The sequence below is a fragment of the Deferrisoma palaeochoriense genome (assembly GCF_054656955.1).
The window spans coordinates 24920-42435 of the sequence record NZ_BAAHXI010000016.1 but is presented as its reverse complement, the minus strand read 5'-3'; the positions used below and the strand labels follow the sequence as shown (position 1 = coordinate 42435).

Here is a 17516-nt window from a genome sequence, read left to right as displayed (position 1 = left end):
CTACTCTTCGTCCTTCTTCTTGTCCAGGCCGTACTTGCGGAGGAACCGCTCCACCCGGCCCGCGGTGTCCACCACCTTCTCCTTGCCCGTGAAGAACGGGTGGCACTGGGAGCAGATCTCGGTGTGGATCTCGGGCTTGGTGGAACGGGTCTCGAACGTGGCGCCGCACGAGCAGGTGACCACGGCCTTGTCGTACTTGGGATGGATGCCTTCTTTCATGTTCGACACCTCGCTGGGTTGGGATTGGACCTCGGAAACCCGCGACGATACCATCCGGCCGCCCGAAAGGGCAAGGGCGCTTGACACTTTGTCGAACCCGCCCCTATACTCGGCGCCCACACCGGCCGGAGTGGTGAAACTGGTAGACGCGCCGGACTCAAAATCCGGTGGGCCGCAAGCCCGTGGGGGTTCGAGTCCCCCCTCCGGCACCACTAGGGACCCGACGCGGGCCGTCCGAGGGCGGCCCGCGTTGCCGTTTCGCCTCCCGGCTACGGCGCCCCGCCTTCCCCCCCGGAGCCCAGCCATGCCCCATCGGCGCGACCCCATGTACCGGTTCCTCGCCGTGCTCACCGTGGCCTCGATGGTGGGGCTCCAGGGGTGGCGGACGCTCTTCAACAACTTCGCGGTGGAGGTGGCGGGGCTCGAGGGGGTGCACGTCGGGGTCATCCAGGCCGTGCGGGAGATCCCGGGGTTTCTCACCTTTCTGGTGGTGTACGTGCTCCTGGTGCTCTCGGAGCACCGACTCGCGGCGCTGTCCATCGCGGTCCTGGGCCTCGGGGTGGCGGCCACCGGGTTTCTCCCCACCTACGGCGGCCTCCTGCTGACCACCCTGGGGATGAGCCTCGGGTTCCACTACTACGAGACCGCCAACCAGTCCCTCACCCTCCAGTACTTCGACCGGGACACCGCCCCGGTGGTGTTCGGCCGGCTCCGGGCCCTGGCGGCCGCCTCGAACCTGGCCGTGGGCGTCGCCATCTTCGCCCTCGCGCCGGTCCTCGCCTACCGGGAGCTCTACCTGGCCGTGGGCGGGCTCGTCGTGCTGGCCGGGGCCTGGGGGCTCACCCGGAACCCCACCCGGGCCGACCTGCCGGTGCAGCGAAAGGGCATGGTGCTGCGCCGGCGGTACTGGCTCTACTACGTCCTGACCTTCCTGGCCGGCGCCCGCCGGCAGATCTTCATCGCGTTTTCCGTGTTTCTGCTCGTGAAGGTGTTCGGGTTTTCGGTGCGGGAGATCACCGCGCTCTTTGTGCTCAACAACGCGTTGAACTACCTGGCGAGCCCGTTGATCGGGAAGGCGATCGTGCGGTTCGGGGAGCGGCGGCTGCTCTCGGTGGAGTACGGGGGGCTCGTCCTGATCTTCCTGGGCTACGCCTTCACCGGGTCCCGGTGGGTGGCGGCGGGGCTCTACGTGCTCGACCACCTCCTGTTCAACTTCTCCATCGCGATCCGGACCTACTTCCAGAAGATCGGCGACCCCGAGGACGTGGCCCCCACCATGGCCGTGGGGTTTGCCATCAACCACATCGCGGCCGTGGTGCTCCCCGCCGTGGGGGGGCTTTTGTGGATGATCGACCACCGGGTGCCGTTCCTCGGTGGCGCCGCCCTGAGCGCCGTGTCGCTCCTCTTCGTCCAGGGCATCCGCACCCCGGCGCGGGCGTGAGGGCGGGGGTGTTTCCTCCCGGGAACGAAGGGTAGCCCCGGTCCGGCGCTGTGGGGCCCGGTCCGGGGCCCGGGATCAGGAAGCGTCGTGGCTGCCCAGCGGCCGGGCCGCCCCGCCGCCGGGCCGATCGCAATCCCACCCAACCGCCCGGCACCGGCCGGCCCGGAGTTCCCGCACGAGCTCGGCCCGGGAGCGCACCGGCGCCTCGAAGGCGGTAAACGCGCGCCCGAGCTCGCCCAGGCCGTGGGCGTCGCTTCCCCCCACCCCCGCAAGCCCGTGGGCGCTGGCCCATTCGGCCGCCCGCCGGTTTTCAGCCGGGCGGTTCCGGCCGTTGGCCACCTCCAGGAGCTCGCACCGGCCGGCCCGCAGGAACCCGGTCGCCGCGGGCCGGGCCCGCCGGAACGGATGGGCCGCCACCGCCGCGCCGCCGGCCTCCCGCACCCACGCGAGGAGCGGCCCGGCCGATAGCCCCTCCGGCAGGTCCTCGAACGGCCCGAAAAGGAGGAAGTCGCCCTCCGGGGTCGAGTACTCCATGCCGATCACCACCGCGAGCCCGTCGGCCTGCACGCCCTCGGTTATCCGGTGGCGGGCGGCCATGGTATGGTGGTCGGTGATCGCGACCCCGTCGAGGCCCCGGCCGCGGGCGGCCCGGAGGATCTCCTCGACCCCGAGGGAGCTGCAGGGGGAGAACGCGGTATGCACGTGAAGGTCGAACCGGAACATGCCCCCAGGATGGCCCGGCGGCGCGGCCCGGGCAAAGCGGATCTTCCGATGGGCCGGGCCGGCGCCATCGGCGCCGCCGATCCGGCGGGGCCGGGGGGCTGATCCCGTGCCCCGGCGCTGCATCCTGCTTCTTCTGGACGGGCTCGGGGACCGGGCCTGCCCGGCCCTGGGGCACCGCACCCCGCTGGAGGCCGCCCACACCCCCCACCTCGAACGGCTGGCCGCCCGGGGGGCCTGCGGCCTGCTGCACGCGGCCCGGCCCGGCCTGGCGCTGCCCAGCGAGGAGGCCCACTTCGCCCTGTTCGGGTACGGGCCCGAGGAGTTTCCCGGCCGGGGGGCCCTGGAGGCCCTGGGGGCCGGGATCCCCCTGGGGCCCGGGGACGTGGCGTTCCTGGCCCACCTCGATCACGCCACCCCCGACGGGGACGGGCTCCGGCTGGGGCCCGAGCGGCCCGCCGCGTCCCCGGAGGAGGCCGCGGCCCTGGCCTCGGCTCTTCCCGCGGTGGAGGCCGAGGGCCTTCGGCTCGCGTTCCACCCCACGGGCGGGCTCCACGGCATCGTCCGGGCCGAGGGCGGCGCCTCCCCCCACGTGACCGACACCGACCCCCTGGCCCGGGCCGAGCCCGTGCTGGCCCCCCGGCCCTGGGCCCGCACCCCGGAACCCGACGCCGCGGCCCGCACGGCCCGGACCCTCGACGCCTTCCTCCGGGCGTGCCACCGGGCCCTCCGGGACCACCCGGCGAACCGGGCGCGCCGGGCCCGGGGCCTTCCGGAGTTCAACGTGGTCGTGACCCACCGCCCGGGCCGGCCGATCCGGGTCCAGCCCTTCGGGGAGCGGTGGGGCCTGCGGGGCCTTTCCATCGGCTCCGGCCTCGTGTACCGGGGCCTGGCCCGGCACCTGGGGCTCGCGTTCACGCCCGACCCCGACACCGACGACCCCGGGGCCGACTACCTCCGGCGGATCCGGCTGGCCCTCGCGGCCGACCACGACTTCGTCCACGTCCACACCAAGGCCCCGGACCAGGCGGCCCACACCAAGGACCCCCGGGCCAAGGTCCGGGCGATCGAGGCCCTCGACCGGGCCGTGGGAGAGGCCGCCGGAGAACTCACGGCCCCCGAGGTGCTCCTCGTGGTGACCTCGGATCACTCGACCCCGAGCACGGGCCCCCTCATCCACTCGGGAGAGCCCGTGCCGCTCCTGATCCACGGCCAAGGGGTGCGGCGGGACCGGGTGGACCGGTTCGACGAGGTGTCCTGCGCCGGCGGCGCCCTGGGGCTCGTGCGGGGCCGGAACCTCCTCCCCATGGTCCTCGACCTCCTAGACCGGGCGAAGCTCCGGGGTCTCATGGACACCCCGGCGGACCAACCCTACTGGCCCGGCCCCCGGGAGCCCTGGAGGGTGGAGGGATGACGACGGGCGTCGTGCACGGCCGGTTCCAGGTGTTCCACACCGACCACCTGGCCTACCTCAGGGCCGCATGGGCCCGGTGCGACCACCTGGTGGTGGGCATCACCAACCCGGACCCCTGGGCCACCCGGGACGACCCGGCCGATCCGGCCCGGAGCCGGCCCGAGGCGAACCCGCTCACCTTCTACGAGCGCTACCGCATCGTGCAGGCCGTGCTCCTGGCCGAGGGCGTGCCGCCGGAGCGGTTCGCCATCGTGCCGTTCCCGGTGAACTTCCCGGAGCGGTGGGAGTGGTACGTGCCCCGGGACGCCCTCTACTTCCTCACCATCTACGACGCCTGGGGGGAGCGAAAGCGCCGGCTCCTCGAGGAACACGGGCTCCGGACCGAGGTGCTGTGGCGGAAACGCCCGGAGGACAAGGCGATCACCGCCACCCGCGTGCGCGAGGCGATCCGGTGCGGCGACCCCTGGGAGCACTGGGTGCCCCCGGCCGCCGTTCGGGTCATGCGGGAGCTGGGGGTGGTGGAGCGGTTGCAAACCCGTTGATCCCTCGCCAGCGGCCCGACGGCGCCTCACCAGCGGGGCGGCTCTCGGAAAGGGGGAAAACCCCTGGAAGCGTCCACCCAGTGGAAATCGTGGACTACCACCGGTGAGAGGAGGAGCGATGAAGCCAAGAGATATGCCGCCAATCCACCCGGGGGAGATCCTCCTGGAGGAGTTCCTGAAGCCCCTGGGCATCACGCAGTACCGCCTGGCCAAGGAGATCGGGGTCACGCCGCGCCGGATCAACGAGATCGTGCGCGGCCGAAGAGCCATCACCGCCGACACCGCGCTTCGGCTTGGGCGCTACTTCGGCATGGAGCCCGAGTTCTGGATGAACCTCCAGTCCCATTACGAGATGGAGCGGGCCCGGGAAGCCCTGGGATCTCGCCTCGACGCCGAGGTCCGGCCCCTGAACCGGGCCGCCTGAAGCCGCCTACTCCCCGGCGTCGTCCCCGGGTTCGTCCTCGTAGAGAACCTCGTGGCACACGTTCCCCGGCACCGCCGCGCCACGGCGATCCCCAACGCCGCCCCGCCGAGGAGCAGGCACCCGATCACGACCCAGCGCATCGGCCCCCTCCGGCCCCCGGGGCGGCCCGGCTCCGCAGAAGCCGCGCCACCAGGGCGTTTTCCCGCACGTAGGGCACGTGCAGCTCGTATCGGGCCCGGGTGATCGCCACGTAGGCCAGGTTCTTGAGCTGCTCCTTGCCCCACCGCTCCCCCGGCTCCAGCTCGTCCAGCCCCACCACGAACACCACCGACCAGTCCATGCCCTTGGCCGTGTGGATCGTGGAGATCGCCACCGCGTCGGTGGTCACGTCGAAGGCCGCCTTGCTCCGGTAGTCCTCCGAAGCCCACCGGGCCAGCACCCCCCGGCTCTGGAGCGCGGCCTCGAGCCGGCGGGGGAACGGGGGCTCTCGGAACCCGTAGGCCTTCTTCGTGGGGTAGAGCACCGCCACCTCCGCGGCCGGCACCCTGCCCCTGAGCACCCGCTCGGCCACGGCGTCGGCCACGTACGCCACGAGCCCCTCCGGATCGGGGCACGCCCGCACCTCGGGCTCGGGCCCCCGGGCCGTCAGGTAGTCGGTGAAGAGTTCGAGCTGTCCCGCGGCCGGCCGGGGCCCGGCGGCCGCCTCGAGCCCCCGGAACCGGGCGGCGAAGGCCGCGAGCTGCTCGGTCTGGCGGTAGGCCGTGCGGAGCCGGTGTACCCGGCCCCGGGCCCGGATGCCCAGCTCGGCCCACCGGCGCTCGGCGCCCCGGCGGTAAAGGTCCTGGTGCTCGTCCAGGGCCACCAGGAGATGGTCGGTCTCCGGGTTGAGCAGCCCCACCACCAGCCGGAACATGTCGTCCGAGAAGTCCTGGCCCTCGTCCACCAGCACGGCGTCGTAGCGGTCCGGGTGGTCCGGCACCCGCGCCAGCGCCTCCTCCACCACGAGGTCGTAGTACCCGGGCTCCTCCTTCTCGAAGTTCACCGGCTCCCCCAGAACCCGCTGGCACAGCTCGAACACGTGGCACACCTCGACCCCGCCGGGCCCGAGGCCCAGGCCGTGGCGGGCGCACAGGCGCTTCAGGTACGGCACCAGGGCCACGTTGTAGCACACCAGGAGCACCCGCCGGACCTTGGGGTTGTACTTGTGGAGGAACCCGGCCCGGTGCACCAGCACCAGGGTCTTCCCGCACCCCGAGGGGCCCACCACGAGCCGGTGGCCGCCGTCCCAGCGCCGGGCCAGGGCCTCCTGGTGGTGGTCGAGGATCCGGAGCCGCTCCCGATCCTCCCCCGGGGCCGGCGGCCGGGCCGCCGGGATCCGCACCTCCGGAAACAGGGCCTGCCGCAGCGCCTGGACCTGCCGGCCCGTGAGCCGGCACGGGAACATCGGCGGAAACGAGGCCTGGAGCCGTTCTCGGAACTTCCGGCCCGAGGGGTCGGAGAAGAGGTCCCCCTGGGGGTGGAGGTCGTCCCAGAAAAACGCAAGGCCCGGCGGGATCACCCGGCCGAGCCCCTTCGCCTCGTACTCGTAGCGGTTGATGTTGGTGAACACCACCCCGGCCGACACCGGCACCGAGACCTTGTGGGGGTCGTCGGCGTGCCGCAGGGCCGGCTCGGCCCGGAGCCGCTCCAGGAGCTGGTACTGGTACTCCCGGGCCTGGCGCAGGGGATTGGGCCGGGCCTCGGCCCGGCCGTTCACCTCGATCGACCAGGTGTGGGGGTTGGCGTCCCGGACCTGCCCGAGGGCCCAGTCCTTCACCTCAAACACGATGAGCCCGAGCTCGGGGTGAAACAGCACGAAATCAGGCTCCCGGCCGTCCACGTCGGGGGTGTACCACGCCACGAACTCCCCGTCGGGCCGCGCCACCTCCTGCAGGAACGCGTAAAACCGCCGCTCCCCCTCGGTGTGAAACGCCCCCACCCCGTCCGGAATCATCGTGGCCATGGGCCCCCTCCCCCGTCTTGGGTTTGCCCGCGCGTCTCCCACCGGCCCGGGTCACCGGCGGCGGAACACCTCCCTGCGGTGCCATGCCACGGCCTCGGGCGCGGGCCAAAACGCCTCGTCGGCGGGTCCGAGAAGCGTCCTGCCGCCCAGGGCGCCGAGATGGGCCGGCAGATTCGAGTTCCGCGACAACTGCGGGGAGGTCCGGATCCGGTAGTCCGGGTCGAGCCCCAGCAGCCCCTCGTCGAAACTCCAGTGGCACAGCCGGCACAGGCCGAGGCCGTTCACCACCCGGTCGTCGCCCGACACCCTCCGCGGCACGATGTGGGCCGCCTCCACCGCCGTGTGCCCCTCGGCCGTGATCACCCGCACCCCGCAGAACCCGCACCGGTGCTCGTACGCCCGCGTCACGGCCCTCCGGAACCCCTGATCCCTTGCACGGGGCTCCACGTCAGCCGCGGCCCCACGCACCGCCGAGGGGTCGCTCCCCGCATGGAGAAGGAGTTCGCTGTACCGGTACGCCCCCTGGTTCACGGCGGCCTGTTCCCGGAGGGCGTCCCGCGCCCCGGGCTCGAAGTAGGTTTCCAGGAGCACCCCCCGGAGCGTCTCCCGGGCCGTCGGGTTCCGGAGGAGCCCGAACAGGGGCTCGTCCAGGGTGGCGCCGAGCACGAGGCTCCGGAGCCGGGGCAAGGTGTCCACCCGCCTTGCCGCCTGGAGTTGGGCCTCCTTCCCGGCCGCCGGCACGAGGTGCCAGAACCCGTCGCTCCGGAGGTGGAAAAACGGCAGCGCCATCGAACCCCGGCGCTCGGGCGGCATCACCCGGGACCAGTAGAGCCCGAACAACTCCACCAGGTCGGGGCCGGGCTCGAAGAAGTTCTCCGTCACCGCGCCCCCTGCCACGAGGTCCAGCACACACAGGAGCAACAGGGGCTTGTGGGGCGCGCGGTGCCGGGCCGAGGCCGGGTAGTGGACGCGGCTTCGGTCGGTCCGGAGCCGACGGAGGCGGTCGGCGTAGGTTGCGAGAGCCCCGGAAACGTCAGAGCGTTTCACAGCACCCTTTCCTTCGGCGAACGCGCGGGCCCTGAATAACAAAACGGCCACCGGGCGCAGGAACTGCGCCTCGGTGGCCGTGTGGGTTTCGTGTGGTTCGTCCCGCCCGGTTGCCCCGCCATGGGTCTCCCCTCCCTCGAGAATTCCGTCCAGCATGGTAGAAAAGGAACCAGCCCATGGCAAGGTTCGGGGGGGAACTCCCCCACGGGCAGGAACGCTCCGCTTGCATCCTCCCCCGGGTTCCCCCTATGTTTGGAGTGTTCGTTCGAAACAGGGGGAGGACATGGCACGGACGCCCAAACGAGATCGATTCCAGTAGCGGCCACGTTCGGCGCCCTAACCGGCGCCGCGCGTGGCCGTTTTTGTTGGTGCAGGGGGAACCCGGATGCTCTACGTCTCGGCCACCTCGGTCAAGAACTGGTTCCAGTACCGGTGCCAGCGCAAGTTCGTGTACGAAACCATGGGGCGGTCCCAGCGGAAGGCGATCCCGATTCTGGAAGAGGCCGTTCCGGAGGTCTGGGCGGAGTTCGGCCGCGACTACGAGAGGCGCGTCGTGGAGCAGTATGCCCGAACGGAAGGGGTGCGCCTCCTTCGGCCGACCCCCGGGCAGGACTCCTTGAGCGAAAGGCAGTCCCTCGCGTTCCTTGCGGGAAAACTCGATTCCACGGCCGCCCACCAACTGCTCCTCACCGAAACCTCGACCCTTCGAAAAACCCTCAGCCTGGAAGACATCAAGGTGAACTTCACCCGGGGCCTCGTGGATCTCGCCCTCGTCCGGGAAGAGGGGGGCGAGAGGGTGATCCGGTTGGTGGACATCAAGTCCACCCAGGTGGCGACCTCGTTCCACAAGATGCAGGTGGCGTGGTACGCGTGGATGCTCGGGTCCACCCTGCGGCACCACGGCATCGACGCAGAGGTCGACGAAACGGGCGAAATCTGGCACTGCACCGCGCCCGGAGGCGGCGCTTATGCTTGGGAACGAAGCGAGTTTCCCCTGGCGAGCTACATGTCCCTCCTCGCCGACTGGGCGCGGCGGGACCTTCCAAACGCCGCAGCCTGCCGGGTGGATCGCGACTTCGACAACACGTTCTTCCACATCTACTTCAAATGCGAGCAGTGCCGGTTTCTCCCCCACTGCCGGCGCGCGATCGAGGGCCCCCCGACCCACATGGACGTCAGCGCGGTCCCGGGGGTGTCGCACCAGACCAAACGGACCCTCCACGGCCTGGGCATCCGCACGGTAGGGGAGATGGTTTCCAAGGCCTCCACGTACACGGGCGGGCACGCCGCAGACACCGACTGGCGCCTGGCCAACTGGGGCCGCACGCTGTGGGAACGGGCAGGCGCCCTCCTCGACCGCCGGTGGCGTTTCGTTCCCGGCGCGGTGACCCTCCGCATGCCCCCGAAGACCGACGTATCGGTGTGCCTCGCCGCCGACCGGGATCCGGTGGCGGGCCGCCTGGCCACCGTGGGGGCCCTCGTCACCGACTCGGGCACCGAGACGCTCCGAGTCGTCCGACTGATCCGCACCCCGCAGGAGGAATCGTCCGCCCTTCTCGAGGTTCTGGGCCAGGTCGTCGGGGAACTGGCCCGGGTGGACCGGGAAAACCAGGAAAGACCGCCGGGCGAGGGGAAGATCCTCCACGTGTTCGTGTACGAACCGGCGGAGGCGAGAGACCTTGCCGAAGCCCTCGGACGTCACCTCGACAACGAACTGCTGACCCGCTGCCTTCTCGATCTCATCCGGATGTTCCCCCCGGAGTCCGTGGTGCCCGAACCCGAGTACCGGGGCTACCACCATCTTCCCGCCTGCGCCCTGCGCTCGGTGGTCGAGGAACTCCTGGCCCTACCCGTGCGGGTTTCCTTCGACCTCGCCCAGGTCTGCGAGGCACTTTCGGCCGCCGACCCTCCCCTTTCCCACCCCTACCGCCCGGGGGACCGGTTCCGGCGGCCCTTCTCGTCGCGGCTTCCCCTCGAGATCTGCCGCGACCTGGAACTGGGCACGGCCGACGAAGCCGCCGTGCGGTCGGATGTGGAGGCCCGACTGGAGGCGGTTCGGGCGCTGGTGGCGTGGCTCGAGGGGGAGAACGAACGGGTTGCGCCCGAGGATTTCCTTCGCCTGCGCAAGGCCCCGTTTCGCCTCCACGCCACCCTGCACCCCTTGCGGGCACGGCACCTGGAACTCCTGCGGGCGGTTTCGCTGTTGGAGGAACGGGCGGGCCGGTTGGCCGCCCTCCACGAACTCGCGCAACCGATCGAGCGCCGCCGCATGCGCCAGCGCTGCATCCCGGACCTGCGACTCGTGCGTCAATGGCGAAAGGGAAAGACCATCTACCTCCAGTTCGAGGCGCCGTCCGATGCCGACTGGTCCGATATCCGGCCCGGGGACATGGGGCTCATCCTGTCCGACGGTCACCCCGACCGGGTGCTTGACCCGGCCAACTGGGAAAACCTCTGGGTGCGCCTCGAGCCCCCTCACGAGGACCTTCCCACGGGGCACCTCGTGCTCTCCATGTACGCAGACTGTTTCTACTCGGAGGAGTTTCGGGCCCTCTGGGCCAAGCAGCAAGGGAGCGGCTGGGTGCTCGACCGGGCGTTTTTCGACCTCAACACCGATCGGCTTGACCGGTTCCTCCAGTACGTCGACGGAGTTCAGCCATGAAGCCGGCCCAGATCCGAGCGTTTCTCGCGGACCCCCTCGCCTGGGGCGAGCTCAGCCCCGAACGGGTGGAACTGTGGCGCCGGACCGTCGACGGGATCATCCTCCCCGGCATCGAACGGGCCGGCGCCCCCCGCCTCCGCCCCCACCAGGAAGCGGCGATCCGCGGGTTCGGTCAGCACCGGTGCGCCCTGCTGCTGGGCCCCCCGGGCACCGGAAAAACCCGGGTGCTCGGGTGGGCCGCGGCCGGGCTTGCCGCGGCCGCGCGGGATCGGGGTGGGCCGTTCCGGATCCTCTTCACCGCCTTCACGCGAAACGCGGTGCTGAATCTCCTCGAGGCAACCCTCCGGGCGGCGAGGACGCTGGGTACGGAGGTGCCCGTGTGTTTCGTGGGGGATCCGGGCCAACCGACCGAGGTCCCCACCCTCGAGGTCAAGCGGGGGCGATCGGTCGTGGAGACCGAGGGGGTGCAGGTGGTGGGCATGACCACCTGGGCCGCGTACCGCCTGCTGGACGAGGGTGACGCGCTCGATGCCCCGTGGTTCGACGTGGTCGCCCTCGACGAGGCATCCCAGATGAAAGTCGGCCAAGCGCTCATGGCCCTCGGGCCCCTCAAGGACGACGGCCAGTTCCTGGTGGCCGGCGACAACCGCCAACTGCCGCCCATCGGGGCCGTGGAGGGTTGGTCGGTGGACGACCGAAACATCGGGGGGTCGATCTACGAGTTTCTGCAGCGGGGCGGGATACCGGAGTTCCGGCTGACCGAGACGTTCCGGCTCAACGCGGTTCTCACCGACGTCCCGGCCCAACTGTTCTACGAGGTGCTGGAACCGGCGCCCGAGGTGGCCGAACGGCGTCTCCGGCTCCGGGAAGGCTGGGAGGACGGGCTCGACGGCTGGTTACGGGCGGCTCTCCATCCGGACCATCCCGTGTGCGTGCTCCTCCACGACGGCCCTCCGGCCTCCACCCGAAACCCCATCGAGGCCGAACTCGTCAAGCGGGTGGTCGAGGCCCTCGGCACCCGACTGCGGGACCCCGAGGGGAACCCCTACGAGGACCGGCTGTGGCAGGACGGGGTCGCGGTCATCACCCCCCACCGGGCCCAAAACGCCCTGATCCGGGACCGGCTCCGGAACACCCGGTACGCCGAGGGCTGTGTGGTGGAGACCGTGGACCGGATCCAGGGCCGCGAGCGCGACGCCGTGGTGCTGTCGTACACCGTGGCCGACCCCGAGTTCGCCGCCGTCGAGGCCTCGTTCATCCTGTCGCCCCACCGGTTCAACGTGGCGATCACGCGGCCACGCCACAAGCTCGTCGTGGTGATCAACCGCCGCCTGCTCGAGGTGGTGCCCTCCGAGGACGAGTGGGTCGACGCCCTGGACGGGATTCGGGAGTTCGTGTTCGGGGCGACTCCCCGGGGCGCGGTAAAACTCAAAATCGGAGGGCGCCAGGTGGAGGTGGAGGTCCAGGTCCGCACCCGGGCGTTCGCCGACGCGCCCCCCCTGCCCGACATCGAGGCCCAGGCCGAACCCACGGAACCCCTGCCGGAATGGACGGATCGGCTGCAGGAGTTGGACCGGGTGATCCGGGAACTCGCTGCCGAAAACCCGCAGTGGGGGGACACGGCGAGTTACAAGGTCGAAAAGAAGGTAGTGAGGAAGGTGCCGTTCCACGAATACCGCGACCTCTTCCGCCTGGGCCGAATCCTCCTGTGGGAGAGGGTTGGGAAACACGGCCCCTTCTGGTCGATCAAGCCGGTGGACGACGGGGAACGGCCCCGGGCGGTCACGGAGGCTACGGTGCGGCAGCACCTGGTGGACGCGGTACGCATGGCCGGCGGGGCGAAGGCCCCCTACGAGACCGCAGCGAACTCGCCCGTGCGCGGGGTGCGGGATCGGTTCGTGTGGTGCGACGACACGGGACGCGACATCCTCTGGCCCCTCATCGAGGACCTGAGTCCCAGGTTGGGGGTTCGGGTCGTGAAGGATCCGGAGCACAGGCGGTTCCTGGAACTCCAGGAACCCGTGGACGACACCGAAGTTGTACCCGAGCCGGAGGAACTTCCCTCGGACGACGAGTTCCGACTCCTCAATCTGCTCGAGGACCTCGAGGTCCGGCGGATCGACCTCGGGATCGTGGAGGCTTGGACTACGGTGGTGGAGCTCCGGGACGCCTGCAGGAATCACCCAGAACTCTCGGAGCGGTTCCCGAGCCGGGCCGCCGTGCTCCGCGCCCTCCAAACCCTCGAGGCCCACGGCCATGTGATGGTGCGGGGCGACCGGGTGCGGTCGCGCATGGCGGAACTCGCCCGGGAACTCCGGTACGTGAAGCAGAGATTCGCTCCGGGCGACGAGGACCGCCGGCCGTTCCTCGTGCGGGCGCTCAAGGTGATCGCCAGCACCCGCGACAAACCCGTGCGCGACCGGCCACTGCCCGCCCTCCTGGACCAACTTGCCGGCGAACTGGGCCAACGGGATCCCGACTTCGGCCGGGTGGTGCGGGCGCTCGGGCCCGCCCTCGCCCGGGGCCTTCGCCAACCCGGGCCGGAGCACGTGTTCCTCTCGGGATTCCAAGAACGGGGAATCCGAAACCTCCTCCACGGATGGGCGGGTGGCGAGTCGATGGCCTGCGTGGTCACGGCCGACACGGGGTCGGGCAAGACCGAAACCGCCTGCGTACCGCTCCTGGCAGGTGCCGTCCGCGACCGCCTGGCGGGCATCGCGGGGTGCAAGGCGGTGCTGGTGTACCCCCGGATCCGCCTTGCCGTGAACCAGGTGGAGCGACTCGTGCGCTACGCCCGGGAACTCGACCGGGAGCTGGGGGGCGTCGGGCTTTCCGTGGGGATCCAATGCACCGGGGTCCCGCCGAACTGGGACGCGGTGGAGCGCTACCCCCAGGACTATGAAAACTGGGCCCCGGTCGACGGGGGGCTCAGGCAGTTTCCGTTCTTCCGGTGCCCGGCCTGCGGGGCCGCGCTGCGCGTCCGTCCCGGGACCGAGCGCGATGAACTCCTCTGCCCCGCCGAGGGTTGCTCCTGGTCCTTCCCCGGGTGGGTCGGCACCCAGGAGGGCGTACGCCGCGCCCCGCCGGATCTCTTTCTCGTGGTGACCGAGTCGCTCCACCAGTGGCTCATGGACCCCAGATACGGGCGGCTTTTCGGGGACGACCCTGGGTTCGCCCCGCCCCGGGCCCTCCTGGCCGACGAGATCCACCTCTACGGCCACGTCCATGGCGCCCAGGTGGGCTGGGCCCTCCGTCGGTTTCTCGCCCGGTGCCGCATCAACGGCCAGACGGCGCCGCTGGCCGTCGGGATGAGCGCCACCCTGGGGGACCCCGAGGCCCTGTGGGGGGAACTTTCCGGCATGCCGGAATCCGAGGTGGAGCGGATCGACGTCCGCCCCGAGGAGAGGGTCGAGAACCCGCGGGGCCGGGAGTACTACTACTTCGTGCAACCCGAGGTGGAGTCGCGGGGTTCGCTGATCGCAGGGGCGTCCACGACGATCCAGTCGGTGATGCTCCTGGCCCACGGCATGCGGCGGCGCAAGGGGGCCCACGGCGGGTACCGCACCATCGTGTTCCTCGACTCCATCGACAAACTCAAACGGCTCCACCGCGATTTCCAGGACGCGGAAGAAGAAAAGAACCTGGCCTCGCTGCGGACCAGTCGGTACGGGGCCGACCCCGCGGACCCGGAACGAACCCAGACCGCCTGCTGCGGTGAACCTGAAACCTGCGACCGGTTCCGCAACGGGGAGTGCTGGTACTTTGCGGCCCACGATCCCCACCAGGTGGGCGCGAAGGGGTTCCTGCGGCCGGGCGACCCCCTGGCCGTGGCCCCGAACCCCGTGTTTTCGGGCACCTCGGGGAATGTGGAGCGCATGATCGACCAGAGCGACGTGCTGTTCGCCACCTCGTCCTTGGAGGTCGGGTTCGACGACCCCGAAATGCAACTCGTCTACCAGCACTACGCCCCGGCGAACCTCGCCGCTTTCGTCCAGCGCAAGGGCCGGGGCGGTCGGGGCAGCGACGACCGGCCGCTCACCGGGGTCACCCTTTCCCTCCACTCCCCCCGGGACTCTTACTTCTTCCGGGCCCCGGAACAAATGCTCGAAGGCGCCGAGCACCGCGTGCCCCTGAACATGCAAAACCCCTTCGTCGTGCGCGGCCAACTCCTGGCCTTCGTCCTCGACCTGGCCGCCCGGCATGCCTTTCGGGAGGGATGGCGGCCCGACCCCGCCCACCTGCCGGCCGAGGTGTTCGACCGGGTCGACGAATGGGCCCGGAGCTGGCTCGGGCCGGAGGTCTGGGACCTCGTGGAAGCCCCCGGCATCCGGGAACTCTGGGCCGAGGCTGTGCACGGAATCCCGGGCCTCCGCCCGGGCGACCCGCCGCGGAAGTGGCGCGAAGAGATCGAGGCCGTGCCCACAGTGCTCTTCGAACCGATCAACGTACCCCTCCTACGGGTGGATACCCAGCGCACAGAATCCGTGCACGTGGACTTGGGGCTCTCCGAGGCCGCGCCCGGCAACGTGACCCTCCGGTGGGGCTTTGGGGAGGCCCACTGGATCCCGTGCCGCTTCGGCCGCGCCCCCTTCGGAACGGGGCAGGAAGTGGCCTACAAGACGTTTCCGGTGTTGCCGAAGGAGGAATCCCGCGACCTCCGCGCCTTCGTGCCGGCCGAGGCGAAGCAGGGCCTCCGGGGCCTAATGCCCCCGAAGGCGTTGGCACGGCCCGTGGCGATTCGCCCGAAGGTGGCGGGAACGTTTCGAGGGGCCTCCTGGACCCCGAAGTGGAAGGTTGGGCCAGAGGGCCCCGAACGGATCCCGGCCGGTGCAAGGGACTCCCGGACGGGCCTGAGTCCCAAATCGAGCGCCCGGCTCGTCGGGTTCACGATCGCGGCCGAGCAGGCCCCTCCCCGACCACGGCCCATCGCGGCGTTGGGTGGTTGGACCGATGGAAACCTCTGGGAGTACCGCACCCGCCCCGAAACGGCCGTGACCGGGCTGTGGGTGGTGCGGGCGTTCTGGGCCGCTGACGGGGAGTTGCGAACCGGCGTCCCAACGGCAGACCCCGTGTATTTCCGGCAGGTCTTCACCGACCCGTCGGACCCAGGGCGCGCCCAGTGGATCGGGTACGGCCTGCGGCCCGAAGGGGTGCGCCTGGAACTTCGGGCTGAGGTGGTGGACGCGTTCCTCGACCAGGAACTGACCGCACTGCGCCGCGACGAACCGAGGCGGCGCTGGCACCGGGGCCAGATGCTCCGCTACCTCCTGGTGACCCGGTGCGGCGCGGCGGGCCTCAACCGGTTCGAGGCCCGCCAGTTGGCCGATCTTTGTATCACGGCGGCGGCCTGCCCCGACCTCAAAGACGAGGTGAAGGTCGGGTTTTCCCGGGGAAACGCGCCTCGCCTCGCCGACGCGCTTCGCGCCGGCTGGGAACGGTATCTTTCGTGCCAGCCCAACCTCACCGAGCAGAGAATCACAAACCTCCTGGGGAAACTCACCGAAAGCGGAGCCCTCGGGGATCTGCTCCCCGAGATCTGGAACTGGGTCAACGATGACGCCCGGTTCCGGCAGTACCTCCATTCCGTGCTCCTCCACGGGCTCCTGATCGGCCTTCGCCATCGGTTCGTCCTGCACGGCCGGGGCGACGAACGGGCGGTGATCGCCCACGCCCAACTCCCCATCGAGTTCGACGGCCAAACGGACAACCGCCTCATCGTGTGTGAGCGGGGCCAGGGCGGCGACGGCACGACCCGGGCGTTTGTGGGGGAGGCGAAGGACGCCTTGGCAGAGTGGAGGCGCGAGCGCTTTGTGGCCTGTGAGAACGCGGCCGCCGACGAGGTGCTCGAGCGGGCCTTCGGCCGAACACAGGACCACGAGCGGTGGCGCGGTCAGGACCCGCGCGACCCGGCCTGGGTGGAGAGCCTGGCCTCGGAACTGGGTCTCGACCCGAAGGGGGACACCGGGCCGCTCCAGGTGGTGTTGCGGCTCTTGTACGACGGGGTGGAACTCGACGGCCAGCGGTTCGAGTACTACGACCTCTATCGGGAGACGCGCGAGGTGCGGGCCCGGCTGGCCGCGGCCTTTGGCCGGGAACCCTTGGAGTGGGAACTGGTGGGTGCGGTGGTGGAACGGGCGAAGGAGGCGGACGCGGCGGTTCCCAACTGGACGGGGCTCCTGGAGCGGTACCGGGGCTTCGAAGAGGCCGTGCAGGAGGAGAGCCTGTCGCCCGAGGCGCGCCTCGCCGACCAAGTCTACCGCATGGGCACCCGTCTGTGCCTCGATGGGTGCCTGGGGTGCCTCCACGGAAACAGCGAACTCATGGACGGCGACGCCGCGGCCGTGGCCACCAGCCGCACGCTCCTCGAACGGTTCGGGGAGTATGTGGAGGCTTTGGCCTAAGCCGAATCAGAGCGGCACGGGGATACCGATGCCCACTGGCACGAGACCCCATCATTCGAGGCGGACCCGAAACCGAGAAAGGAGGTCGGCGGACCGCAACCATTCCCACACGGCCGTTGAGAGGTCTGCGAGCGTGGCCTGTCCCTCCACCGCCTTCAGCAGGAAGAGTTGGACCTCCTCCGTGCCGCCGCTGGCCTGGAGTCGGTGTTCCGCCTCGTCCAACCTGCGCGTCAGGTCATCGAGCCGACTCCGTCCCGCCTCGTCCGGGAACCTGCCCCCCAACTCCCCCGCCTGGCGCCCGATCCGGAGGATCTCCGCGCCGAGCTCCCGGGTCGCGGGCAACCGTTCGAGCACCCGCCCCAGGGCGTTGGCTCGGGCTTTAAGCGCCTCGCACTCCCGCGACCACACAGACTGGAGGCTCTCGTAGAGATGGGTCACCGCGTTGATTACCGCGGGCCATCCCATCTGCGCCCACGCCTCCAGCGCCTCGGGGGAGTCGGCCCGCCCCTCGAGCGTCATCCCCTGCGCCACGGCCGCGATGCGCTCCGCCGCGTCGCTGACTCTCGGCAACAGGAATGTGGCGCCCTCGATCCGCTCGCACCGTTGCCGAAGACCCGGCCACGCGGCTCTCAGTCTGGCTTCGA

At 70.7% G+C, this 17516-nt stretch carries 11 protein-coding genes and 1 tRNA gene; 7 read left to right on the top strand and 5 right to left on the bottom strand.

Going from position 1 to position 17516, the window contains the following annotated elements:
- Entirely contained in the window at positions 1-219 is a 219-nt protein-coding gene (rpmE, locus tag ACYQ8L_RS06455; protein WP_459940961.1) for a 50S ribosomal protein L31, read from the bottom strand.
- A 124-nt stretch (positions 220-343) separates the two neighbouring features.
- Between rpmE and ACYQ8L_RS06450 the strand changes: the two genes are divergently transcribed.
- Positions 344-431, top strand: a tRNA-Leu gene (locus ACYQ8L_RS06450).
- 92 nt (positions 432-523) lie between these two features.
- A complete protein-coding gene (locus ACYQ8L_RS06445; RefSeq protein WP_459940960.1) occupies positions 524-1660 on the top strand; it encodes an MFS transporter in 1137 nt (378 codons plus the stop codon).
- 75 nt (positions 1661-1735) lie between these two features.
- Here ACYQ8L_RS06445 and ACYQ8L_RS06440 read toward each other — a convergent pair whose 3' ends face one another.
- On the bottom strand, positions 1736-2506 hold the full coding sequence (locus ACYQ8L_RS06440; RefSeq protein ID WP_459940959.1) for a PHP domain-containing protein: 771 nt from the start codon (positions 2504-2506) through the stop codon (positions 1736-1738).
- Between ACYQ8L_RS06440 and ACYQ8L_RS06435 the strand changes: the two genes are divergently transcribed.
- The 3 genes from ACYQ8L_RS06435 (at position 2490) to ACYQ8L_RS06425 (ending at position 4760) form a co-directional block, all read left to right on the top strand.
- Positions 2490-3794, top strand: a complete 1305-nt coding sequence (locus ACYQ8L_RS06435; protein WP_459940958.1) for a BPG-independent phosphoglycerate mutase family protein — start codon at positions 2490-2492, stop codon at positions 3792-3794. The genes ACYQ8L_RS06440 and ACYQ8L_RS06435 overlap by 17 nt on opposite strands.
- Positions 3791-4336: a nicotinate-nucleotide adenylyltransferase gene (locus tag ACYQ8L_RS06430; protein WP_459940957.1), complete on the top strand. Its 546-nt coding sequence runs from the start codon at positions 3791-3793 to the stop codon at positions 4334-4336. Before ACYQ8L_RS06435 ends, ACYQ8L_RS06430 begins: the two co-directional genes overlap by 4 nt.
- Before the next feature lie 118 nt (positions 4337-4454).
- Positions 4455-4760, top strand: a complete 306-nt coding sequence (locus tag ACYQ8L_RS06425; protein WP_459940956.1) for a HigA family addiction module antitoxin — start codon at positions 4455-4457, stop codon at positions 4758-4760.
- Between the two features lie 124 nt (positions 4761-4884).
- Here the strand turns inward: ACYQ8L_RS06425 and ACYQ8L_RS06420 are convergent, their stop codons facing one another.
- Both ACYQ8L_RS06420 and ACYQ8L_RS06415 read right to left on the bottom strand, forming a co-directional pair.
- Positions 4885-6762, bottom strand: coding sequence for a DEAD/DEAH box helicase (locus tag ACYQ8L_RS06420; protein WP_459940955.1), 1878 nt, complete (start codon positions 6760-6762; stop codon positions 4885-4887).
- Between the two features lie 51 nt (positions 6763-6813).
- On the bottom strand, positions 6814-7809 hold the full coding sequence (locus tag ACYQ8L_RS06415) for an HNH endonuclease (RefSeq protein WP_459940954.1): 996 nt from the start codon (positions 7807-7809) through the stop codon (positions 6814-6816).
- A gap of 385 nt (positions 7810-8194) precedes the next feature.
- On the opposite strand from ACYQ8L_RS06415, the gene ACYQ8L_RS06410 reads away from it, so the two are divergent.
- Complete coding sequence (locus ACYQ8L_RS06410) at positions 8195-10471, top strand: hypothetical protein (protein ID WP_459940953.1); 2277 nt, start codon at positions 8195-8197, stop codon at positions 10469-10471.
- Complete coding sequence (locus ACYQ8L_RS06405; RefSeq protein ID WP_459940952.1) at positions 10468-16872, top strand: AAA domain-containing protein; 6405 nt, start codon at positions 10468-10470, stop codon at positions 16870-16872. Before ACYQ8L_RS06410 ends, ACYQ8L_RS06405 begins: the two co-directional genes overlap by 4 nt.
- A gap of 51 nt (positions 16873-16923) precedes the next feature.
- Here ACYQ8L_RS06405 and ACYQ8L_RS06400 read toward each other — a convergent pair whose 3' ends face one another.
- Positions 16924-17442 (bottom strand): hypothetical protein, encoded by a 519-nt coding sequence (locus tag ACYQ8L_RS06400; protein WP_459940951.1) that lies wholly within the window; start codon positions 17440-17442, stop codon positions 16924-16926.
- Positions 17443-17516: the final 74 nt, after the last annotated feature.